This window comes from Bradyrhizobium sp. NBAIM03, assembly GCF_020194055.1.
Classification (GTDB): domain Bacteria; phylum Pseudomonadota; class Alphaproteobacteria; order Rhizobiales; family Xanthobacteraceae; genus Bradyrhizobium; species Bradyrhizobium yuanmingense.
This window is the reverse complement of record NZ_JADYVS010000011.1, coordinates 55,778-77,593: the sequence shown is the minus strand read 5'-3', so window position 1 is coordinate 77,593 and position 21,816 is coordinate 55,778. Positions and strand designations below refer to the sequence as shown.

Below are 21,816 nucleotides of genomic sequence, written 5' to 3'. Positions count from 1 at the left end.
CGTCCGGCCTTGGAGGCCGGACCTGTTCCTCCCGCCGATCAGAACGGATAGTGCCGCGGCCCCGTCTGAACGGTGATCCAGCGCAGTTCGGTGAACTCGTCGATTGCGGCCTTGCCGCCGAAGCGGCCGTAGCCAGACGCCTTGGTGCCGCCGAACGGCATCTGAGGCTCGTCATGCACGGTCGGGGCGTTGACGTGGCAGATGCCCGCCTCGATTCGCCTGGCAACGCCGAGCGCACGGGCGATGTCGCGGCCGAACACGGCGGAAGAGAGGCCGTATTCGGTGTCGTTGGCCACGCGCACGGCCTCGTCGATCCCGCTCACGCGCACCACGGTCACGACGGGACCAAAGCTCTCCTCACCATAAATCCGCATCGCCGGCGTGACATGATCGACGATGGTGGCGGGCATGATGGTGCCGCTGCCGTGACCGCCGGCAGCGAGCACGGCGCCCTTGGCGACGGCATCGTCGATCAGGCTCCGGACGCGCTCGCAGGCGGCGTCACTGACCAGCGAGCCGAGCACGACATTGCCCTTGCGGGGATCGCCGAAGGGAAGGCTCTTGGCCTTGGCGGCGAACTTGGCGATGAAGGCGTCCGCCACCTTGTCGTCAACGACGATCCGCTCGGTCGACATGCAGATCTGCCCCTGGTTCATGAAGGCGCCGAACGCCGCCGCATTCACGGCGGCGTCGAGGTCGGCATCGTCGAGGATCACGAGCGGGGCCTTGCCGCCGAGCTCCAGCAGTGCGCGCTTCAGGTGCTTTGCGCATGCCAGCGCGATGAGGCGGCCGACGCGCGTCGAGCCGGTGAAGTTGACGCGGCGGATCGCAGGGTGGGCGATCAGCGCCTCGACCACCGCTTGCGCATCCTCGGGCGCGTTGGTCACGACATTGACGACGCCGTCACCGAGGCCGGCCTCCGCCAGGCAGCTTCCGATCAGACGATGCACGCCCGGGCTCATCTCGGACGCCTTCAGCACCACGGTATTGCCGCAGGCGAGCGGCATCGCGACCGATCGCACGCCGAGGATCACGGGAGCGTTCCAGGGCGCGATGCCGAGCACGACGCCGACCGGCTGGCGAAATGCCATGGAGAGATTATCGGGCTTGTCGGTCGGAATGACTTCGCCGGATATCTGCGTCGTCATGGCCGCGGCCTCGCGCAGCATGCCTTCGGCCAGGTGCACGTTGAATCCGGCCCAGCCCGCGGTGGCGCCGGTTTCGGCGACCATCAGCGCGGTGAACTCCGCGGCACGGCGCGCGAGGATGTCGGCGGCCGCATTGAGCCGCTTGCGGCGCTCGGACGGGCCGAGCTGTGACCAGGCCGGGAACGCGGCGGCCGCGGCGTCCGCGGCCCGCATCGCGTCGTCGATCGAGGCCGCCGCCACGATCGTCGCGACGTCGCCGGAGATCGGGTTGTGGCGCTGGAAGGTACGCTGATTGCTGGCCGACTGGTCCTTGCCGCCGATGAGAAGGTCGATCGCGTTCATGATGCACTCCAAAGGTTGCAGGCGGGATTGAGCGATTATGGTGGGGACGGGGCCGCGCGGGCCTTGCCGAGATAGGCGCGCTGGACCTCCGGATCGTTCTTCATCGCACTGGCCGGCCCGCTGCCGGCGTTGCGGCCGGACTCGATCAGGTAGACACGGTCGGCGATGTCGAGGCTCGCCCGCGCATTCTGCTCGACCAGCAACACGCTGAGGCCGCTGCTACGGATCTCCGCCAGTGCACGGAACACTTCGCGGCTGAGCAGGGGCGACAGGCCGAGCGAAGGCTCATCGAGCAGGAGCAGCAGCGGGTTCGACATCAGCGCCCGGCCGATCGCCACCATCTGCTGCTCGCCGCCGCTCATGGTGCGAACGGCCTGGGCCATACGCTCGGCAAGGCGCGGGAACAGTCGCAGGATCCTCGCGAGCCGGTCTGGCTCGCCTGCGCGGGCGCGGGCGGGATAGGCGCCGAGCTGCAGATTCTCGGCAACCGTCAGATCGCCGAACACGCCGCGGCCTTCGGGCACCAGGGCGATGCCGCGCTCCACGATCAGATGGGCGGGCAGTTCGCCAATGTGATGTCCCTCGAACCGGATCGTGGCGCCGGGGGCAGGCTTGACCAGACCGGCGATGCTCTTGAGCAGGGTGGACTTGCCGGCACCGTTGGCGCCGAGGATCGCGACGATCTCGCCTTGCCCAATAGCGAGCGCAATGTCGGCGAGAGCCTGGTGCTTGCCATAGAAGTGGGAGAGGGCGGCGACCTCAAGCATCGTCGCCTCCGAGATAGGCTGCAACGACTTTTGGATCGGACAACACGGCCTCCGGCGCGCCGCGCGCGATCACGCTGCCGGCATTCATGACGATGCAATGGCTGCACAGTGCTCGGATCGCATCCATGACATGCTCGACCATGATGATGGTGAGGCCGCGATCGCGCAATTTCGCGATCAGCGCGATGCCGGTCTCGAGCTCGCTCGGGTTGAGGCCCGCCAGCCATTCGTCGAGCAGCACGAGGCGCGGCTGCAGCGCCAGCGCGCGGGCAAGCTCGAGCCGCTTCTGGTCGATATAGGTCAGCTCGCTCGCGGGCGCTTCCTGCAGCTTGCCGAGCCCGACGAGATCCAGCAGCTCGCTTGCGGTTGCGCCCGAGCCGTTCGTCGTCGAGAACAGCCGCGCCGCCGCAACGTTTTCGGCCACCGTCAGGTCCGGCATCACGCGCACCAGCTGGAACGTGCGCGCAAGGCCAAGGCGCGCGATCTGGTGCGCGCGCATACCGTTGAGGACGATGCCGCCCAGCCGGATCGTGCCCGAGGAGGGCCGCAGCGCCCCGGACAGCGTATTCAGCAGCGTCGTCTTGCCGGATCCGTTCGGGCCGATGATGCCGATGATCTCGCCCGGCGTGACTGTGAAGCTGACACCCTCGACGGCGCGTAGTCCGCTGAACGATTTGCTGACACCGTCGACCGCGAGCAGCGGTGCATCGCCCGCGCGGGCGGGCGCGGCGGCGGGACCGCCGGCCGGAACACGCCAGCGGCCCGCCCCGAACAGGCCGATTACGCCGTTCGGCAGCACCATCACGATGAACACGAAGATGACGCCGAGCACGATGCTGAAATGGTTGGGCAGCGTCGCCGTCAGCACCTCGAACAGCAGGACCAGGGGAATGACGCCCAGCACGGGCCCGAACAGCGAGCCCGCGCCGCCCAGCAGGGCCATGATCACGACCTGGAACGAGATGGTCGGATTGAACGCAATGGCCGGATCGATATAGGTCCAGCGTGGCGCCATGACCGCGCCGGTCACCGCCATGAAGGTCGCGCTCAGAATGAAGACGCCGAGCTTGATCCGCGTGGCATCGATGCCGGAATGGCTCGCCGCGGTCTCGTCGGCGCCGATGGCGCGCAGGGCCAGCCCATAGCGCGAGCGCCCGAGCATCCAGCCCACCAGGAAGACGACCGCGGTCAAGCCCAGCAGCTGCCAGTAGAGAACGTCCTGCGTCACCGCACTGAAGAGATAGCGGCCGACCGACTTGTGGATGTTGACCTCGTACCAGATTACGAGCTGCCGGATCAGCTCGGCCAGGCCGAAGGAGAAGATCACGAAATAGATTCCGGACAGCCGCAGCGTCGAAAGCCCGGTGATTGCGGCGGTGAGTGCGCCCACGCCGGCTGCGGCCAGCAGCACGACCGGCCAGGGCATGGTCTCGCCGAGCACCGCAGCCGTGTAAGCGCCGAGCCCGAAGAACGCGACCGTTGCAAGCGAGATGTAGCGCGTCGGGCCCGAGAACATCGCCCACGCGGTCGCCAGGATCGTGAAATAGAGCACGCTGATGCCGAGCGCGAGATAATAGCCGTTGGCATAGAGCGGATAGGTGACGAGGCATGCGGCGAGGGCGAGGCCGGCGCACCACAGCAGAATGCGGACGGGCCCCGTCATGACGCCGCCCTGCCGAACAGGCCGGTCGGCTTGATCACGAGCACGCCGAGAAACAGCGCGTAGGTCGCAGCCAGCGTCAGACCGGGATCGACCAGCCGCGCCACCGCCGTCTCGACCACACCAAGCAGCAGACCGGCGACCAGCGCACCGATGACGTTGCCGACACCGCCCATGATGACGACGACCAGCGCCTTCATGGTGAAGACCACCCCCATCGCGGCATTGAAGGTGAGGAACATGCTGATCAGCACACCGCCGACGGCGACGAGGCCGCCGCCGAAGGCAAACGCCAGCCCCGACAGGGCCGCGACGTCCATGCCGACGAGACGCGCGGCGTTGGCATCGACTGCGATGGCGCGTACCGCAGTGCCGATCCGGGTGCGGGTGAGGGCGAGATAGACGGCGCCGCCGACCAGCGCCGCGAACAGCAGCGCGACGAGCCGATTGACGGCAAGCGTCGAGCCCATGATCGTCAGCGGAATGGAGAGATAGCTATAGCTGTAGTACTGGCCGCCAAAGGCGACCAGCATGGCGCCCTGGATCACGAACAGAACGCCGAAGGTGACGAGGATGCTGTCGATCTCCTGTGCGCCCCGGTCCTTGCCGCGCCGCATCAGCCGTTCCAGCAGGAAGCGATATAGCAGCCAGTTCAGCACCATCGCGATCGGGACCGCCAGCAGCAGCGCCGCGAGCGGGCTCAGCCCAAGGCCGCCGTAGAGCGAGAACGCGCCGAAGGCGGCCGCGACCAGCGACTCTCCATAGGAGAGGTTCATGATCCGCGCCACGCCATATTGCAGCGTCAGCCCGAGCGCGATCAGCGCGTACATGCCGCCGAGCACGAGGCCCGGCAGGATGATGTCGACAAGCAGCATGAAACGGCGTCCCCTTGAACGGCAGGCAGGCCTCGCGGACGCAAGGCCTGCCAACCAGCCTTACTGCCACTGCGGCTTGGGCACGACCGCGGCGCGCGCGCCCGTCAGCGAGGTTGGCGCGAGGGCGTAGAACTCGCCGTTCTGCCACTGTCCGACGCTCCAGACCTCCTGGAGCAGCCCGTCCTTCAGCTTGACCTTGCCGATGATGGTCTCGAACGTGCCCGCGCGGATTTCCGCCGCGACAGCGGTGCGATCGAGCTTGCCGACCTTTTCGATCGCCTGCTGGAGCACCTGCAGGCTCGCATAGGTGATCGAGCTCGCCCAGCGATCCGGTTCCTTGCCGGTGGCGGCCTTGTGGCGCGCGAGATACTCCTTCAGTTGCGGAGACTCGGCATTCCAGCCGCCGATGCCCATCACGCCGTCGCTGTTGGCAGCAAACTTGCCCTTGTAGAGCGGGAACGCGGTGCCGACGCCGACATAGAAAACCTTCGGGTTGAACTTCAACAGCTGCGCCTGTTCGGTCAGCGCGATCGTGTCCGGCGGATAGCTGAAGGCGACGAACGCATCCGGGTTCGAGGCGATCGCATCCTTCAACAGAGGCTGGAGATCCTGCGTGCCCATCGGATAGGTCTTGTCATAGCCGAGCTTGAAGCCGTGCTTCTTGAAGGCCTCGCGGCCCGCGGCGGACAGCTCGATGCCGAACTGGTCGGCGATGCTGACCATCGCGATGTTCGCCCCGATCTTGCCTTCGCTCTTCAGCTTGCCGAGCAGATCGGCGAGCCCCTCGGATATCTGCGCTGACGTCCCGAGCCAGAACGTCGCGTTCGACCAGCGCTTGGCAAGCTCCGGCGCCTTGTCGGTCACCGACGTGACCGCGAGGTGAGGGTAGCCCAGACGGTTCAGAGTCGGGCCGACCGCGAGGTTGAGGCCCGTGCCCCACGGCGAAAGAATGAAATCGACCTTGTCCTGGTTGGCGAGGCGCTCGATCGCCTTGACGGCTTCTTCCGAGCTGCTGCGGTCGTCATATTCGACCACCTCGATCGGCAGCTTCTTGTCGCCGAGCTTGATGCCGCCGGCGGCATTCACGTCCTTCACCCACAGCTCATAATTGGGCAGGGTGGTGATGCCGGCGCCGCCGGCATAGGGACCGGTCTTGGAAATGGCGTAGCCGATCCGGATCTTCTCCTGCGCATCGGCCGTGGACGGAAAGGTCCAGAGCGTTCCGGCCAGAGCCGCAAGGCCAGCGACGCGCAGCAACGTTCGACGATTCGCTGAAAACATATCGTGTCTCCCTCCTGTTGCACTCAAGCGATGGTCGGCATCGCAGTGAGTGGTCGTTTCCCCTTGGTCCCGACTTTCTCTAGGGCGGCATCATTGAGCCGGCCGCCACCGGGACTTGACCTAGCAAGCATCCCAAGCTTTGCTCGCACAATGGACAAATCCGGTGAAAGATTGGACGGTTCTGGCCTCGATGGCCAAGTGCGTCGAGGCGTCGCGGGCCCAGATCCGGCACCGGCAACCGCCCCGAGTGGGGCTGTGCCTGTGGGCGCCGAGCTGATCGCGGCGCACTACGTCGCGCGGCGATGGACGCTGACCTCGAAAGCGGCCCGTCCGTTCATTCATCTGCTCTGCCTTCCCGGCGGCGGGACCGCTGAGATCGGTCAGGCCGGCAGGACCATGCGGACGGTCGGATCCGCGCTGGTCTGGCTCCCGGCGGGATCCGCCGACTATCTGGAGGTGTCGGCAGGCACGACGGCGCAGCTGCTGCAATTGCGCGCCGGTATCTGGCATCGCTATCTCCCGCCGTCGGCGGAGGCGGCCTATCTCGCGCTCGAGGGGGCGGGCGGCATCCTGGCGTTGCAGGTCGAGGCCGATCTCGCGGCCACGATCGCGCGTTCGATCGCGGCGATCGCCGCCGAGATCGCCTCGCCCGCACGCAGCGGTGCAGCGTCGATCATGTCGGCGGAGCTGACGCTGTGCGTGCTGCGATTCTGGCGCCTGTTCGCTGGCGACGGGAACCGCAACGAGGAGAGCAGCAGCACCGAGATCCTGAGCCGGTTCCGCAGGCTGCTCGAGGAGCGCTATCAACAGCACTTGCGCGTCAGCGATTACGCCAGGCTACTCGGCACCACGCCGGATCGCCTGCACGCGCTGTGCAGCCGCGAGCTGAAGCGCTCGCCGAGCGAGCTGATTCAGCAGCGCCTCGTCAGGGAAGCGGCGACGCGGCTGGAGGCTGGAACCATCGCCGTCAAGCAGATCGCATTTGCGCTGGGCTTCACGGACACCGCCTATTTCAGCCGCTTTTTCCGCAAGCACACCGGCGAGGCACCGGGCGTATGGCGTCGGCGCGTTGCGGCACGCGCGAGAGCGGGGCGATCGAGACCGACGCTGAATTTTGCCGATTGGCCGTAACGCACGCGGCTGCGTCGACACCCGATCACGCATGGACGCTTTGTCGCGCAGCTTATTGGCCAGTCTCGATAAATTCTAATGTCGGACCTCTCGCACTGCAACTGTCCCTGCGTTAGGCCGAAGGCCCACCGGCTGAACTGCCGGCGGCGAGTCCAATCGAAAAGCGGTCCGGCAAATGAGGGGCCGGGCCCAGTGGGAATGAGATCTGAGCGATGAGAGCGATATTCGGCAAACTGCATCGCTGGGCGGGACTGCTGACGGCCGCCTTCCTGTTCTTTTCCGGCATCACCGGCGCGATCATCTCCTGGGATCACGAGCTCGACGACGTCCTGAACAGCCATCTGTTCGATGTCTCGACGAAGGGCCCGGCCATTCCCTCGCTCGAGCTTGCCAAGATGATCGAGCAGCGCGATCCCCGCGCGCGCGTCGTCTACCTCTTCATGACGCCGGAGCAGGGGCACTCGCTGTGGTTCTTCGTCATGCCGCGGATCGATCCCGCGACCGGCAAGCGTTACCCGCTCGACTACAATCAGGTCTTCCTCGATCCCAACACCGGCGCGGAGCTTGGCCGGCGTTATTGGGGCGCGGTCTGGCCCGTCACGCGGGAAAACTTCGTCTCGTTTCTCTACAAGCTGCACTACACGATGCACATCCCGGAATTCTGGGGCAGCGACCGCTGGGGCATGCGCGTGCTCGGCATCATCGCCATCATCTGGACCATCGATTGCTTCGTCGGGTTCTATCTGACGCTGCCCTCGCGCCGGCGCGCCAAGGCCGCGCGGGCGCCTGAGGTCGCGCGCCAGCTCGAGCGCGGCTTCTGGGCGCGCTGGGCGCCGGCCTGGACCATCAAGACCTCGGGCAGCGCCTACCGGATCAATTTCGACATCCACCGTGCCTTCAGCCTGTGGACCTGGGGCGTGCTGTTCATCATCGCCTTCACCGCGTTTTCGCTGAACCTCTATTTCGAGGTGTTCTCGCCGCTGATGAAGATGGTGTCGAATTACACCCCGACACCCTATGAGCAGCGGCCCTATCGCGATCTCGATAATCCGATCGAGCCCAAGATGACGTTTGCCGAGATTGCTGCCCGCGCGGCCGCCGACGGCAAGGCGCGAGGCTGGACCACCCCGGTCGGCGCGCTCAGCTACGGCCCGGCCCATGGCGTCTACGCCGCCGCGTTCTTCCATCCCGGCGACGATCACGGCGCCGGCGGCGTCGGCCCGGCGCAGCTCTATTACGACAGCGAGGACGGCCGCCCCATTGGCGAGCGGCTGCCCTGGGTCGGCACCGCCGCCAACATCTTCGTGCAGGCGCAGTTTCCGCTGCATTCGGGGCGCATCGTCGGACTGTTCGGGCGTATCCTGATCTCGGTGATGGGCCTCGTGGTCGCCGCGCTCTCTGTCACCGGCGTCGTGATCTGGTGGCGCAAGCGCCGCGCCCGCGTTCGCGTGCGGGAGACGGCGGCCGTGCGGCTGAACCGGGAGCAACTGACGCCGGCAGAGTAGGGCACCCGCGTTCCGCCAAGGGATGAACCTTGGCACGCGGCCTCGGCACAAAGATGGAGATCGCTTTCCAGTCTTCCGGAATTGCAATGAGATTGCTTGCCTTGCTCTGCGCGCTCGTCCTGGCCGCGCCCGCCGGGGCGGCCGCGCCCGAGCAGCATTATCTCGACCTGCGTGACCGCTACATCGCAAAATTCTCGAATGCCAAGGAGAGCGACGAGATCTACAAGCAGCACGATGCGGCCCTGAAGGAGCTGGCCGGCGTGCTGCGCGGTCTGATCGGTCCGGTCGCGATCAAGGGACTCCCGGCCGAGGGCAAGTCGAACGTCGATACGCTGTTCAAGGACGACATCGGCTTCGGCCATCTCGACGGGCTGAGCTTCGCATCCGAAGGCGACAAGATGCAGGCTGTGGTGACCACGACCGGGCTGCTCAAGCACTGGCTTGGCGAGCATCGCGCCGACGGCATGCCTCAGGACAGTGGCGCCGCGTTGAAATCCGACCGCTTCTATTATTACGCCATCCAGGACGCCGCCTTCGCGATCTACGCGGAGCTGCCGATCAACAAGCCGGCAAGGGCGAGCGTCGCAGTCGCTGTGCTCGGCGTGCGCGGCAATGGCGGCCTCAAGGGCCCGCCGGACGAAATCGACGTCGTCGCGATCCAGGGCGACAAGGTCTATTTCCTCGCGGCAAGGGAGGCCGTGAAGACCGCCCCGATCCCGACCTGCGAGGAGGTCTGGAAGCAGATGATGGCAAAGCCCGTCGACAAGAAAGACCCGCGCGGCGAGATGGCCCGCGAGGACAAGGCAATGACCGCCTTCACGGCGTGCTTCGCCAAGGAAGCCCCGAGCCAGAGCTGGTATGCGGCCGCCGTCAAGAAGGCGCAGAGCCAGCTGGACCGGCTGCCGCTTCCCTAGGAATGCCAGCTCGATATTCTCCGCCGTGATCCTCCGGCTGTGAACCACCGGCTTTGAACCACGCCTTGGCCTGCGCAGGCGAGGCGGCGCCGCGCCGTCGGCAAACGGAAGACATGAGGTTTTTGAATAGGTTAGGCCAATGCGGTCGTCCTGATCGTCATATTCGCCGGATGCAATCCCCGCGAGCTTCCACTTGCGGGTTGGGCGAGTTACTATGGCCTTTTGCGATACTTGCTGCATCCGGTCTGGCACCCGCTGCAGACCGTTCTTGCGGTTCGTCAACGAGTTGGCTGCGATTGACGATGATTACGCAGACCCGCGACCCAAAAGGTGAACGTCATCGATTGACGGTGCTGTTCTCCGACCTTGTCGGATCAACCGCCCTGGGCCGGGATGTCGAGTCCGAGCACCTTTCCGAACTCCTCAGCCAGTTGCGGCAGATCTGGCATCGCGCGGTGGCGAAGCACGGTGGTCGCATCATCCGAACGCAGGGAGACGGTGCGCTCGCCATTTTCGGCTATCCCCAATCCGGCGAAGATGACGGTCGTCGTGCTGCGGAAGCAGCACTCGATATTCACGAATGGGTCGGAGAGCTGCGCCACGATGGCGTATCGCCGGCGCTGATGCCGCTTCGAATGCATTCGGGTATCCATGCCGGCACCGTCCTCCTGACCCAAGGCGACATCGAGTCCGGCCGGTATGACCTGATCGGCGATGTCGTGAACACGGCAGCGCACCTGTCGCGCCACGCCGGTCCGGATCAGATCCTGGCCAGCCTCGATGCCCTTGGGCCGCATGCCAACTTCTTCGAGCTCGCCGCCCACCTCCCGGCGGCTTCGGGAATGCCGCAGGCGAGGCTGGTGTTGGGTCGAAGCACGGCGACCCGACGCTTCGAAGCAACCTCGCGCCGCGGCCTGACACCCTTCATCGGCCGCAACGAGATATTCGGCTTCCTGACACGCTTTCTGAGCGGAGCACCTGCGCAGGCGCAACGCTGCGCGGTGGTCGTCGGCGGGCCCGGACTCGGCAAGACGCGCCTTCTGGAAGAGGTGCTGGGGCACGTCGGCACCGAGCGCATCAGGCTGCTGCGAGGCAGTTGCGAGAGTTACGTCGGTGCCGAGGTTCTGCAACCATTCCTGCAAATGCTGCGCGCTGCGCTGGGAATTCGAGCGGACGCCTCCCTCGTCGAGGCAAAGGAGACGGCGCGCGCGGCTCTGGAGCCATGGGCGGCCCAGCTCGGTCCGAATGCAGAATCGATCCTGGCACTGGCGTCGGCCGGCGCCGATGCGCGTGGCGGCCGCATCACCGTCGACGGCGTCGTCGGCGATCTGCTCGGGTTCTTCACCGGACTGTCGGCACATGGCCCGCTGGTGCTGGTGATCGACGACTGGCAATGGTCTGATGACGCGAGCCGCCAATTGCTGCAGGCTTTGCTGGAATTGCCCAACGGACCTCGCGTCATCCTCGCCAGCCGGCCGCGCGAGGACGGCAGCGAATGGATTTCCGGCGCACCGCACCTATTTCTCGAACCGTTTCAGGGGCCGGAAACCGACTTTGCCGTACGACGCTGGGTCCCGCAGGCCGATCCCTTCCTCGTAGCCCGCATCCATGCCTATGCGGGCGGGGTGCCGTTGTTCATCGAAGAGCTCTGCCATTCCATCGCCGCCAACGATCCTGCCTCGTTCGAAGCGCGCAGCAAACAGGGCTGGATCGCAACCCTGGTCGCTTCGCGCCTGGCACGCCTGCCGCCCGATGAGGCGAAGGTGGTGCGCGCCGCGGCCGTTATCGGCAACACCGTGCCGCACGGGTTGCTGGTTTCGGCCTGCGGCAGCGAACCCGACCCGGCCATCGTGCGGGCATTGGCGGATGCGGACTTTCTCTTTGCGGATCCAGCGGGCGGCGTCCTTCGCTTCAAGCACGGCATCACGCGCGATGCGGTCTACGACACCATTGGCCTGCACGAGCGTCAGGCATTGCACAAGCGGATCGAAGCCACCCTGCTGGCGCGGTCCGAGCAGGCTGATCGCGAGGATGCGATGGAAGCTCTGGCCTACCATTCGCAAGGCGCAGGTCATTGGGAAAGCGCAGCCCATTATGCTGAACGTGCCGGCGACAAGGCCATGGCTGCATTTGCGCTCGATCGTGCCAGTGCGCAGTACCAGGTCGCGATGCAGGCGCTGGATCGCGTGCCCGATCGCTCGCGCGAGCAATCGCTGCGCTGGTGCCTGCTGGCCAACAAGCTGGCGATGGCCAATATCTTCGACCCGCTGTCGCTGACCGACGACACCTCCGTGTTCGAACGCGCGGTTGCGGTCGCGTCCTCCCTCGGCGACACCGCCGCGATGGCCAGCGCCTATGAATGGCTCGGCTGGATGTGCTACGGGTTCGGCCGCTTCCGGGAGGCCGTGACCCACACGCGGACGGCGCTGGAATTGGCGCGCAAGCTCGAAGACCGCCGCCTGATCGCGCAGATCGAAGCGACGCTCGGGCAGATTCTGGCTGCAAGCTGTCAGTACGACGAAGCCATCGCCTTGATCGACGCTGCCATTTCGACCAAGCAGCAACGCAGCCGGCGTCATGGTGCGATATCCTTCGGGGCGGCCTATGCGCTGTCGTGCAAGGGCGGTGTCTTGGCGGATCGCGGCGATTTCGAGGGCGCCCACGCCTGTTTCAGTGAAGGCATGGCTCTGGTCGAAGGCTCGACTCACCCGGTCGTCAATTCCGTCCGCAACTGGATTGCGGTCGCGCTGATCTGGCAGGGCCGCTGGCAGGAGGCGGAGCAACTCGCCGTGGAAGGGGCGCGCATCGCCGAGAACACGCGCAGCCTGCTGCTTCTGGCGGATTGCCGGGCAGCCTCGGGATTTGCCCGCTGGTCGGCGACCGGCGACGCCGATGGCCTGCTGCAGTTGCGGAACGCCGCCGAATGGATGGAGCGGCGCAATTTTCAATTCTACACGTCGGTTCAATATAGCTGGCTCGTCGAGGCGGCGACCGCCGAAGGCGATGTCGAGACGGCGCGGCGGTATGCCGCCCATGTCCTGCGCCGCGCACGCGAAGGCGAGCGACTGGGCGAGGCGGCGGCATGTCGCTCGCTGGCGAAGCTCGCAGCCCTGCGCCAGGATCTCGGCCTTAGCGAGCGCTGGTTGGGACGGGCTGAAACTTCCGCAGGCTGGCGTGGTTCGCTGCGCGATGCGGCGCTGAACCTCTCCCTGCGCGGCGAGCTTCTCGCAGGGCAGGGCCGGGGCGAGGCGGCCCGCCAGACCATGATGGAAGCCGCCGAGAAGCTGCGCGCGCTCGGCATGCACTGGCATGCGGAGGAGACGATCAGGCTCGTCATTGGCATACCCGTCGGCTACGCCAACGATCAGCTCGCTCGGCATTGTGCCGTCTAACCCCTGCGCACCTTTCCTTACACGGCTCTAGGGTGGAGGTGGGCTCGGTGCGGGAACTCTTCCGTCCATCGTCAGGCTCATTGGAATGGGGCCGGTCCGCAAGGGTAGCTCCGTCTCCACCAGTGCGCTGAAGAAACCCAGCATCACCGCCAGTGCCGGGTCTGCTCCGGGACATGAATGCGTGGGATGCCCCGGGACCCTGCGGTTGCCGCCGAAGGCGTGGTAGATGTCCTGGCGACCTTCGGCGAGACTTTGCTGGGTGGCGGAGACTGCGCCGGCGACGATGACGTCGCCAGGCCTCACCTCGACCCCTCCGATGCTTTGCGAAACGACGGCTGTCCGCCAGATCAATTCGGGCACCGCGCGAAGTTGCATCGCGGGGATGAAGTCGTCTCTTAGCCGGTTGAGGGCGTCCATGTAGTTCTTTGCCTTCGTGCCGGCATAGCGAGCGCGCAACGCCCATAGCGTTCCTTCGCGCAGCCATTCGTTCAGTATCCGCCGCAGGTTGCCGTCGACGGTCGGAATGAATCCCATCATGGCGCCGGCGACCGTGCGGGCCACGAACGGAATGTCGCCGTTGCCCCGTGGCGAGTTATAGACCGCCTTGGTCACTGGCCCGTTTGTCGGCCCGAACTGCGTCAGGAAACCTTCCATCGCACGGCGCGCAGCGTCGCCATGTGCCGCGCCGATCGCCTCCACTGTCGCGTTCGGGTGCGGCTGGAAGATGTAGCGCGAAGGCGACAGGAAAAGGCCGGGATAGCCAGGCGGCTCGCCCGGCGTCCAATCCCAGCGATAGCCGACGCGGCGGAAATGACCCCCGTCCTCGCTCAACCCGAACCACGCTTCGCAGAAGGCGGCGAGCAGCGGATCCACCAATTCGTGCACGTCGACGGTCAGCTCCCAGCTCGCTTCGCCGTCGCTGGCGGCATAGTCGATCGTCTGCTTGACCATGAAGCCCAGCACCTTCTGTGTGACCGCGCGCGCCAGCTCGAATGCGGCGGGTTGGTCGAGGGCCATGATCGCGGCGTTGCAGGCCGCGGATTCCTGCTCGTAGACTTGGTCTGGCTGCCCGGCGTCGCGGCCAAGATAGAGGATGCCGAACGACCGCAGCATGCGGGGAAGATAGCCGGTGATGGTCAGCTTGGTGTCGGAATCGGCGAACACCTTGTAGACCATGTCGCGGTCGGCCACCAAGACCCCGAAGGGCGTGCGAAGTGCGCCGCCGTGGCGCTCGCGGATCGCAGCCCAGATCGAGGCGTTGACGAAATGCGAGGCTGAATCCGGATCTTCGAGCGCTGTCTTCCACGCGGCCATCGCCGCGGCTTCGCCCTGCTGGCGCTCGATCAGGCGCAGACGCGCGATCTCTTTTTCCCCCTGATCCGCGGACCACGTCACGGCCGGTTTGTACCCCTGGCTCGCCGCCCATTGCTTTAGATCGGCAAGCGCCTTCTTCGATGGCGCAAAGAAATATGCTCCCCATTCCAGACGAACGAACGGACGAGGTTCGTCGTGGAGCCGGTCCGAGCCGTCGAGCGCGACGCGAATGGTTTGGCCTTCATGCTCGAAACGGAAATGCCGGAGCCGGCCAGGCTCGGCGAGGCCGAGGAAAGGATCGCTTACCCCCGAGGACGAACCCGCGCTGTTGCCGCCAGAGAGCCAGCTCTGCACCACCTCGAATTGCTCGCCGAGGCTGGCATTGTAGGCCATGAAAACCAGGCCCCGCTCTGCTTGCTGGCCGGATTTGGCGGCTTGCGGGTCGACGGGCGGCCCGTAGGACATGCCGCGCCTGACGATACGTGGGGGCCGCGCGCCGGCATCCGCCTTGGTGATCGACACGCGCGGATTGGCGCGCCGTATGTGCGCGTGAAACGGACACGATTGGGCCTGCGGGTCGGCGTCGTAGTTGAAGTCGTTGTGGCCTTTGTCAGGGGGCGGAGTAGGGGTCAGGGGTTGCCCGGCCTGGGGATGGCCGGTCGGCCAGCGTCCCATCATCTTAGCCATTAGCGTCTCGCGTGTCAGGGCAGGTGCGTCCGGTCCGGCCATCTCGGCTGCCTGTCGCGTCGCGCGGGCGAGCACATCCTCGAGCTGCTCGACGTCCTGTCGCAGCTTGCGCAGCGCCATGAAGCTGCCGTCGCGGAGCATCGCGTGAGCACGATTGGTCGCGTTGCCGAACGGCGCCGCCTCGTCGGCGATGTTCGGATAGCCGCACAAGATTTCGCCGAGATGCACCCGATTGGAATAGTACGTGCCGGCCTCGCACTCACGCAGCACCGGGTTCGAACTGCCGTCGGCGAACCCGAAATGGTCCTGCATGTCGCGGGATCTCTTGTCGCGCTGCCGCTGCATCCATTGGATCGAAAGGGGCCTGATACCCGCATCGACCTCGACCAGGCGCTTCATTTCGGCCATCAACGCATGTCTCGCATCCGCCGTCGTCTGCGCGTCCTTGGGTAGCAACAGGCGGAGTTGAAGGACGGCATGGACCGAGCTCATGCTGATGCGCGGCGCCGGGTCGCCTTCGGGCAGGTCGGGCGCGTCGATCCCGAGCGCCCAATTGCTGGCGGGAAGGCGCCATCGCTGCGGATGATTCCAGCGCACGTCGCCGAGCAGGCCGGCGCGTCTTTCCATGCCCTGCACGAACTCTTCCGGCAGAGTGCGCACCTCTTCGTCCGACAGGCCGGCCTGACGCAGTCCCTCGACCGTGAATGCGATGTTGGTGACGATCTGCCCCGGCGTCAGAACGTCGGCTTCGGAAGTCACCTCGAGGACGTCGAGAAACGCGGCCAGTGCGGCCGGATTGGCGAACTGCAGCAGCAGCAGGCAGCCGTGATCTGAATTGTAGGCGGTCAGAATTCCGCCTTGCACGTTACCGCGATCCTGCAACGGCAGTTCGGCCGGCGGGGCGAGGGGCAGGTTGCGCCGTACCGGCGCCACATCGGGCGGGGCCATCAACCAGCGCAGGGCCTCATCATAGCGCCGGCGGGCGCGCTTGACGCCTTCCGCGTAGGTGGGGTCGTTGATCATGGTGACGAATTCCGGCAGCAGCTCGTGGCCGGCCCGATGCAGAAGCACCCCGTCATGCGTCCCCGGCGGATAGAAGTCGGCCAGACGGTAGAGTCCCGCCAGTGCGCGGATGCCGTGGCGAAACGGAGGCCGGGCGGCAGCTTCGATGCTGAGCGGTTTGCTGAAGCCGGCATTGGTCGGATCGACGCCGACCTGGCCGTCGACCTCGAATATCGAGTGTCGCGCGATGTCTTCCGGCGAGGGAATCCTGATCCGCGTGACGATCTTGTCGGCGCCGGCGCCAGAGGCGCGCCGATAGACCCGCTCCTCCATCCGCAGGAAGCGCGTGTCATCCACGGTCAGGTCGGGGGTGGCATAGAGGAAATAGGCTTCGGTCTGCTTGCTCTTGAGCCAGATACCCCAGTTTTCGTACGTGTTCTCGTATCCGAGCACATAACCATCGGTATTGCAGAAGATGAGGTCGAGCAGCCGGGCGGCCTTCTGCCAGATGACGCGGACATAGGCTTCCCAGGAGCCGTCGAACGTGGCGGTCAGCAGCACATAGTCCACGCCGTCCACGGATTCGTCCTCGGGTTCGAGCACGGCGATGCCCACCGAGTGGATCCGCCCGACGCGGTCAACGGAATCGGTCAGCACGCGGGCGAGCTCGTATTCATACGCGTTGGCGCGTCCGCCATTCAGCGCCCGCAGCACGTATTTGACGCGGGTCTTGTACGTGGTCGCATCCAGGGACGGCACGAATCCCTTCTTGATCGGAGCCATCACCCTGAAATCGGACGTGCCGGCCATGCTGCCGGTCTTGATGGTCAAATCACGACGCATGTTTTTGGCTCCCCTGCTGCGAGCGTCTCTTCGCTGCGCGCTCCCAAAATGTGAAAATTACGGCTTCACTTCCTCAAACGTGCAATCTGGCTCGCAATGTTTCCAATGCGCTCATGGACTTAATGCAGGCCTTTCGGTCGCGAAGTTGGTCGTTGCGGCAGCTCGAGCCAGAGCGGATCAACTCTGCGGCTGCGGCTCTCCAGCTTTTATGAACTGGCCCACAATTCCGAACTTTCTTCGCGGTCGCAAACCGGGAAGTCGCCGGAAGGAAACGAGCGTCGTCGTTGGGTATTATGCCAATAATTCGACCAACTTGCCGGCCGCGTCGATCAAGTGCACGCGGTCGATATCGACACGCCGCAACAGCGATCGAATCTGGTCGTCCGGCATCAGGCTGAACGCCGTCGATAAGGCGTCCGCTGCAGTCGCGCTGCGGGAAACAGTGGTCACGCTGCGATAGCGGTGGGCGCAGCCGCCCGATCGGGGATCGAACAAATGGTTGAAGCGCGCCCCGGAATCGAACTGGCAACCGTAACCGCCTGAGGTGGAGACGGCGCGGTCGACGATCGGCAGCACCGTTTTGGTGTGGCCCGCGCTGTCCGGATCGGCGATACCGACGTCAAAGGGGCGTCCGTCCGGACGCGAGCCGATCGCCCGGGCCTCGCCCATGTCGACCAGGCTGTGCGAGATGCCGTGCGCCCGCAGCAGGTCGACCACCTTGTCCGTAACGTAGCCCTGCGCGATCCCGTTCAGGGTGACGGCCATGCCCTTGGGCATCACGATCCGGTCGCGGCTGACCGACAGCCGGCTGCTGTCGACGCGCGCCAGCGCAGCCTCGATCTCGGCTAGGCGAGGGCCGGCCGGATCGGCGTCAGCTCGCGCGAAATGGCGGGCATAGAGCTCCCACAGCGGCTGCACCGTGACGTCGAACAAACCGCCCGTCAGCGTGGCGTAGCGCTGCGAGGTTGAAAGCAGATCGACCATTTCGGCGGCCGGATCAACCAGGACACCCGTCCGGTTCAGCGCGACCAGGGCGGAATCGTCGAGATAGAGGCTGAACAGCCGTTCGAGCCGGCGCGCCTCGGCGCAGGCCAGCGCGATCAGCCGCTCGGCCCGGCGGCGGTCTTCGTCGTGAATCTCTAGCGCTGCGACCGCGCCCAGCATCGTGCCGCGCCAGGTGACCGGCGCGGCCTCTGCACAAACGGGACGTCCGACGGACAGCGCGCCGAGCCCCGCGGCAGCGGCGCTGATCCGGATGAAGCGTCGGCGGGACAGCATTGGCGTCATGGCGTCCTCCTCGCTCCGTCACCCGGCGCCCCTTCGGACGCTTCGTCCGGCGCCGCGCCGCCGGCATTCGCGGAAGCGAGGACGTAGTCCCGCGGCACCTCGTCGAAGCCGACGATCCTGCCGCCGTTCTCACTTGCGAATCTCTCGGCGGCGGCCCGGTCCGAGAACGGCACGGCCTCGTCGCCGCCCATGCCGCTCTTGACTCGGCTCTCGATCACGAACAGCGCCTTGCGCGCCTCGATCCAATTGTCGGCGCTAGGCTTGTCCCACTCGCGCGCTTTGCCCATGTCGGACACGTAGATCGCCAAAATGTCTTTGGGCTCGTCCGGCAGCATGGTGAAGGCGATCGCATCGCGCACCGACGAGAACCAGACGGGCTGGATCAAGCTCGCGGCGAAGATGTGACCCTTGGGTCCGGGATGCTCGAGCACGTTCATGCCGCAGTAGTGGCCGATGTCCTCCGCGGTCATCCGATGCGGCGGCGGGATATTGGCAGCCTGCTTGTCGTTGCAGCCCGCGAGCGCGAGCGGCAGCAGCAGGGCGAGCAGCAGCGTTCGGCGCCTCATAGCTCCCTCCGCGAGAAGGCGAGCGCGGCCAGGCCCAGCGGCAGCAGCGTCCAGCCGAGCAGGGAGGTCAGCAGGACCGGCACCGTCAGCGACGTGGTTTGGGCGAGGCCGGCCATGCCGGCGAACGTGCTGACATTGGCGAAGCCGGTCAGATTGATCAGCCGGTAGGCGTCGGTCGGGTTCGCCAGCAACATGACGTTGAGCGCGGCCGCAGAGATGCTGCGACCCTGGTCGAGCGCAAGTACGCCCAGCAGCGCCATGTCGTAGATGAGCACCAGCAGCAGCCACAATCCGATGCAAATGCCGGCAGCCGTTCCGCGATCACGCACGAGCGCGCTGACCAGATAGCCGATCGCCACAAACGCAGCTCCGAGCAGCACCGAGGAGCCGATCATGGCCACGAAGGCCACGAGACTGTCGCCATCGATACGGCCGCCCGTCGCCGCCAGCGCCGCCACGGCAAGTCCGTAGCCAAGGCAGGTCGCGAAGGCGAGAACGGCGAGATGGCCCAGGAACTTGCCGAACAGCACCTGCGACCTCGCCACCGGGTAGCTGAGCAACAACAGCATCGTCCCCCGCTCCATCTCGCCGACGATGGCGTCGTGGGACATCAGCAGCGCGATCAGCGGAACGAGAAAGATGGTCAGGCTCGACAGGCTAACGATGACAACGTCGAGCGTGCGCACGCCGACATTGCCGGTCGGCGCGCTGCCGAGAAACGTCAGCGACAGGGCAAGCCCGGCCAGCAGCAGCGTTGCCGCAAGCACCCAGCGATTGCGGATCGCCTGATGGATCTCCTTGGCTGCGATGATCAGGATATTCATGAGGCCTGCTCCGATCGTCGGAGAAAGTGAGCATAGAGCTCGTCGAGGCTCGGCGGGACCACGTCGACGTCCTCGACCGAATTGCCGGAGGCGGTGGCGCGATGCAGCAGCTCGATCTTCCGCTCCGGTGCGGCGTCGATCTCGACGAGGTGGCCGTTCAAGCGGCGGCAGGTCGTGTCGGTCGGCGCCCAGGCCGGCATCTCGTGCGGGGCCAGCCCGGAAACCTTGAGACGGATCCGGGTCGGCAGCCGGGCGAGGCGGCGCAGCTCGTCGATGGTGCCGTCCGCGACCTTGAGACCGCGGTTCATGATGATGACCCGCCCGGCGCGCTCCTCGAGCTCGGTGAGCGCGTGTGACGACAGCAGCACGGTCGCGCCCTCGGCTGCGAGCCGCGCGATGACATCGTAGAAGGTCTGGCGCAGTTCCGGATCAAGGCCGGTGGTCGGCTCGTCCAGCAGCAGCACGCGCGGTCGACCCAGCAGCGCCTGCGCGAGCCCGAGCCGCTGGCGCATGCCCTTCGAATAGGTGCCGACCCGCCGGCAGCTGGCGGCGCCCAGGCCGACGACATCGAGCAGCTCCATAGCCCTTGCGACCGGCGCCCGCTTCAGCCGTGCGTAGAAAGCCTGCATCTCGCGGCCGGTGAGGGCGGCGTCGAAGGAGACATTTTCAGGCAGATAGCCGAGCTGCTGACGTCCGGCGAACTCGCCAGCCGCGGGATTGTCCCCGAGAACCTCGATGGAGCCGCTGGTCGGCCGGATCAGCCCGAGCATGAGCTTCATGAGCGTGGTCTTGCCGGCGCCGTTGTGGCCGATCAGCGCCACGAGCTCGCCGTCGCCGAGCTCGAATGAGGCGCCGCGGACGGCTTTGACGCTGCCGTAGTCTTTGGTGACGTCGCAGAGCCGCACCGTCTTCATCGTCGCGCCTCCTCGGCGACGCGACGCCCGGGCGGAGATATCAGGGGATGACTGTCGACGACGCCGCCAGGCAGCAGCGCGGGAAATTGCGCCTGCGCCCAGCGGATCACCTGCACTGCGGGGCTGTTGATCAGGACCTTCGCGGCCGGCGCGGTCCACAGCACGCGATCGACGAGGTCGTTCGGCCGATACGCCGTATCGGCGATACCATCTCCGTTCAGGTCGAAAGCCGGATTGTCGCTCCAGTAATTGCCGCGCCCGCCGATCGACCAGTCGAGATGCCGGGTGCCGACATATTTCACCTGGTTGGCGTTGCTGACGAAGGAGTTGCCCGTGATCTCGTTGCCTTCGGAGCCGGCCGTGAAGTGCACGCCGATCGCGCAGCGCTCGAACCAGTTGTTGCGGAACTTGTTGTGGTTGGTGTTGTAGATGAACACGCACTTTTCCGGGCCGGTCTTGAGAGAGCTCTCCCGCTTCTGCTGCGGGAGCATGCCTCGCTCCTCGGCCGGCCCGTCCTCCGGCTTCTGCATCGTCGGGTTCAGCTGGCCGCCGGTGACCCGGTTGCCTTCGATCACGGCGTAGTTTGCGTAGTTGAAGAGAAGTCCATAGTCGCGATCGCGATCGGAGCTGTTGCCGCGGATCACCAGACGGTTCGAGTACATGATGGCGTAACCGACGTGGTTGCCGATCGACACGTTGCCGCTGACTTCGCTGTCGTTGGTGTACATGTAGTGGACCGCGAAGCGAACCTGCTCGAAGCGGTTGTCGATGAAGCGGTCCTTGCTGCTGGAGATCGAGAAGATGCCGTCGCGGCCATAGCGGAACGTATTGTTGGCGATGGTGACATCGGGCGCGTTCCACAGCGAGACTCCATTGCCGGCCTCGCTGAGACGCCCGCCGCGCAGTCCCTCGATCTCGTTGCGCGCCACCCGCGAGCCCCTGGCGCCATGCACATAGACACCGAACAGGTTTTCCACCAGCCGGTTGTCCTCGATCCTCGCGCGCTCGGCCGTCTTCTGCAGGAAGATCCCGGAATTCATCGCCTGCAAGTCGCGGCCGGACCCGCGAATGGTCAAGCCGCGAATGGTCACATCGGCCGCGCTGACGGTAATGACGTTGCCGGAACCATCGCCATCGAGCACAGCGTCCCGACTCCCGACCAGCTGCAAGGGGCGGTCGATCCGGATCGGACCATGATATTCGCCCGGCGCAAGCTCGACGACGTCGCCGGCGCGCGCATGATCCAGCACGGCTTGCAGCGGCTGGCCGGGTGCAGCCGTCAAGGTCTCCGCTTCGGCGAAGCCGGATAATCCGGCGGCGGCCAGCGCCGCCGGAAACATGCGTAACAGAAGTCGCACGAAGTC

15 protein-coding genes are annotated in these 21,816 nt (G+C 65.9%); 4 read left to right on the top strand and 11 right to left on the bottom strand.

The annotated features are described in order from the left end of the window. Window positions 1-38: 38 nt before the first annotated feature. The 5 genes from I6F21_RS18465 to I6F21_RS18445 are packed head-to-tail and all read right to left on the bottom strand — an operon-like array spanning window position 39 to window position 6,073. Window positions 39-1,490: an aldehyde dehydrogenase gene (locus I6F21_RS18465; protein WP_225140863.1), complete on the bottom strand. Its 1,452-nt coding sequence runs from the start codon at window positions 1,488-1,490 to the stop codon at window positions 39-41. Between the two features lie 35 nt (window positions 1,491-1,525). Next, the gene (locus tag I6F21_RS18460) at window positions 1,526-2,257 is read right to left on the bottom strand and encodes an ABC transporter ATP-binding protein (protein ID WP_225140864.1); all 732 of its coding nucleotides are present in this window, start codon (window positions 2,255-2,257) and stop codon (window positions 1,526-1,528) included. After that, window positions 2,250-3,920 (bottom strand): branched-chain amino acid ABC transporter ATP-binding protein/permease, encoded by a 1,671-nt coding sequence (locus I6F21_RS18455; RefSeq protein WP_225140865.1) that lies wholly within the window; start codon window positions 3,918-3,920, stop codon window positions 2,250-2,252. The genes I6F21_RS18460 and I6F21_RS18455 overlap by 8 nt, the downstream gene beginning before the upstream one ends. Beyond that, window positions 3,917-4,792: a branched-chain amino acid ABC transporter permease gene (locus I6F21_RS18450; protein ID WP_225140866.1), complete on the bottom strand. Its 876-nt coding sequence runs from the start codon at window positions 4,790-4,792 to the stop codon at window positions 3,917-3,919. The genes I6F21_RS18455 and I6F21_RS18450 overlap by 4 nt, the downstream gene beginning before the upstream one ends. Before the next feature lie 60 nt (window positions 4,793-4,852). After that, window positions 4,853-6,073, bottom strand: a complete 1,221-nt coding sequence (locus tag I6F21_RS18445; protein ID WP_225140867.1) for an amino acid ABC transporter substrate-binding protein — start codon at window positions 6,071-6,073, stop codon at window positions 4,853-4,855. 255 nt (window positions 6,074-6,328) lie between these two features. On the opposite strand from I6F21_RS18445, the gene I6F21_RS18440 reads away from it, so the two are divergent. The 4 genes from I6F21_RS18440 (at window position 6,329) to I6F21_RS18425 (ending at window position 13,015) form a co-directional block, all read left to right on the top strand. Then, entirely contained in the window at window positions 6,329-7,204 is an 876-nt protein-coding gene (locus I6F21_RS18440; RefSeq protein ID WP_225140868.1) for a helix-turn-helix domain-containing protein, read from the top strand. A gap of 212 nt (window positions 7,205-7,416) precedes the next feature. Next, window positions 7,417-8,709 (top strand): siderophore utilization protein FsrB, encoded by a 1,293-nt coding sequence (gene fsrB / locus I6F21_RS18435; protein ID WP_225140869.1) that lies wholly within the window; start codon window positions 7,417-7,419, stop codon window positions 8,707-8,709. Window positions 8,710-8,795: 86 nt separating this feature from the next. Beyond that, window positions 8,796-9,623 carry a hypothetical protein gene (locus I6F21_RS18430; protein WP_225140870.1) on the top strand — a complete coding sequence of 276 codons (828 nt, stop codon included), beginning with the start codon at window positions 8,796-8,798 and terminating at the stop codon, window positions 9,621-9,623. A 350-nt stretch (window positions 9,624-9,973) separates the two neighbouring features. Continuing rightward, window positions 9,974-13,015: an AAA family ATPase gene (locus I6F21_RS18425; protein WP_346656821.1), complete on the top strand. Its 3,042-nt coding sequence runs from the start codon at window positions 9,974-9,976 to the stop codon at window positions 13,013-13,015. Between the two features lie 27 nt (window positions 13,016-13,042). Here the strand turns inward: I6F21_RS18425 and I6F21_RS18420 are convergent, their stop codons facing one another. From I6F21_RS18420 to I6F21_RS18395, 6 genes are all read right to left on the bottom strand, one after another. Continuing rightward, window positions 13,043-16,861: a Dyp-type peroxidase gene (locus tag I6F21_RS18420; protein ID WP_225140871.1), complete on the bottom strand. Its 3,819-nt coding sequence runs from the start codon at window positions 16,859-16,861 to the stop codon at window positions 13,043-13,045. Window positions 16,862-17,152: 291 nt separating this feature from the next. Then, the gene (locus I6F21_RS18415) at window positions 17,153-18,148 is read right to left on the bottom strand and encodes an FAD:protein FMN transferase (protein ID WP_225140873.1); all 996 of its coding nucleotides are present in this window, start codon (window positions 18,146-18,148) and stop codon (window positions 17,153-17,155) included. Continuing rightward, window positions 18,145-18,714 (bottom strand): nitrous oxide reductase accessory protein NosL, encoded by a 570-nt coding sequence (locus I6F21_RS18410; protein WP_225140874.1) that lies wholly within the window; start codon window positions 18,712-18,714, stop codon window positions 18,145-18,147. The genes I6F21_RS18415 and I6F21_RS18410 overlap by 4 nt, the downstream gene beginning before the upstream one ends. Further along, the gene (locus tag I6F21_RS18405; protein WP_225140876.1) at window positions 18,711-19,538 is read right to left on the bottom strand and encodes an ABC transporter permease subunit; all 828 of its coding nucleotides are present in this window, start codon (window positions 19,536-19,538) and stop codon (window positions 18,711-18,713) included. The genes I6F21_RS18410 and I6F21_RS18405 overlap by 4 nt, the downstream gene beginning before the upstream one ends. Then, complete coding sequence (locus I6F21_RS18400; protein ID WP_225140878.1) at window positions 19,535-20,452, bottom strand: ABC transporter ATP-binding protein; 918 nt, start codon at window positions 20,450-20,452, stop codon at window positions 19,535-19,537. The genes I6F21_RS18405 and I6F21_RS18400 overlap by 4 nt, the downstream gene beginning before the upstream one ends. After that, a complete protein-coding gene (locus tag I6F21_RS18395) occupies window positions 20,449-21,810 on the bottom strand; it encodes a nitrous oxide reductase family maturation protein NosD (RefSeq protein ID WP_225140880.1) in 1,362 nt (453 codons plus the stop codon). The genes I6F21_RS18400 and I6F21_RS18395 overlap by 4 nt, the downstream gene beginning before the upstream one ends. Window positions 21,811-21,816: the final 6 nt, after the last annotated feature.

Excerpts from the sequence above, each read along its gene's own strand:
- I6F21_RS18430 (WP_225140870.1), top strand. The coding sequence starts at position 8,796 with ATGAGATTGCTTGCCTTGCTCTGCGCGCTCGTCCTGGCCGCGCCCGCC.
- I6F21_RS18465 (WP_225140863.1), bottom strand. The coding sequence starts at position 1,490 with ATGAACGCGATCGACCTTCTCATCGGCGGCAAGGACCAGTCGGCCAGC.
- I6F21_RS18400 (WP_225140878.1), bottom strand. The coding sequence starts at position 20,452 with ATGAAGACGGTGCGGCTCTGCGACGTCACCAAAGACTACGGCAGCGTC.
- I6F21_RS18415 (WP_225140873.1), bottom strand. The coding sequence starts at position 18,148 with ATGACGCCAATGCTGTCCCGCCGACGCTTCATCCGGATCAGCGCCGCT.
- I6F21_RS18420 (WP_225140871.1), bottom strand. The coding sequence starts at position 16,861 with ATGCGTCGTGATTTGACCATCAAGACCGGCAGCATGGCCGGCACGTCC.
- fsrB (WP_225140869.1), top strand. The coding sequence starts at position 7,417 with ATGAGAGCGATATTCGGCAAACTGCATCGCTGGGCGGGACTGCTGACG.
- I6F21_RS18455 (WP_225140865.1), bottom strand. The coding sequence starts at position 3,920 with ATGACGGGGCCCGTCCGCATTCTGCTGTGGTGCGCCGGCCTCGCCCTC.
- I6F21_RS18445 (WP_225140867.1), bottom strand. The coding sequence starts at position 6,073 with ATGTTTTCAGCGAATCGTCGAACGTTGCTGCGCGTCGCTGGCCTTGCG.
- I6F21_RS18410 (WP_225140874.1), bottom strand. The coding sequence starts at position 18,714 with ATGAGGCGCCGAACGCTGCTGCTCGCCCTGCTGCTGCCGCTCGCGCTC.
- I6F21_RS18450 (WP_225140866.1), bottom strand. The coding sequence starts at position 4,792 with ATGCTGCTTGTCGACATCATCCTGCCGGGCCTCGTGCTCGGCGGCATG.
- I6F21_RS18460 (WP_225140864.1), bottom strand. The coding sequence starts at position 2,257 with ATGCTTGAGGTCGCCGCCCTCTCCCACTTCTATGGCAAGCACCAGGCT.
- I6F21_RS18405 (WP_225140876.1), bottom strand. The coding sequence starts at position 19,538 with ATGAATATCCTGATCATCGCAGCCAAGGAGATCCATCAGGCGATCCGC.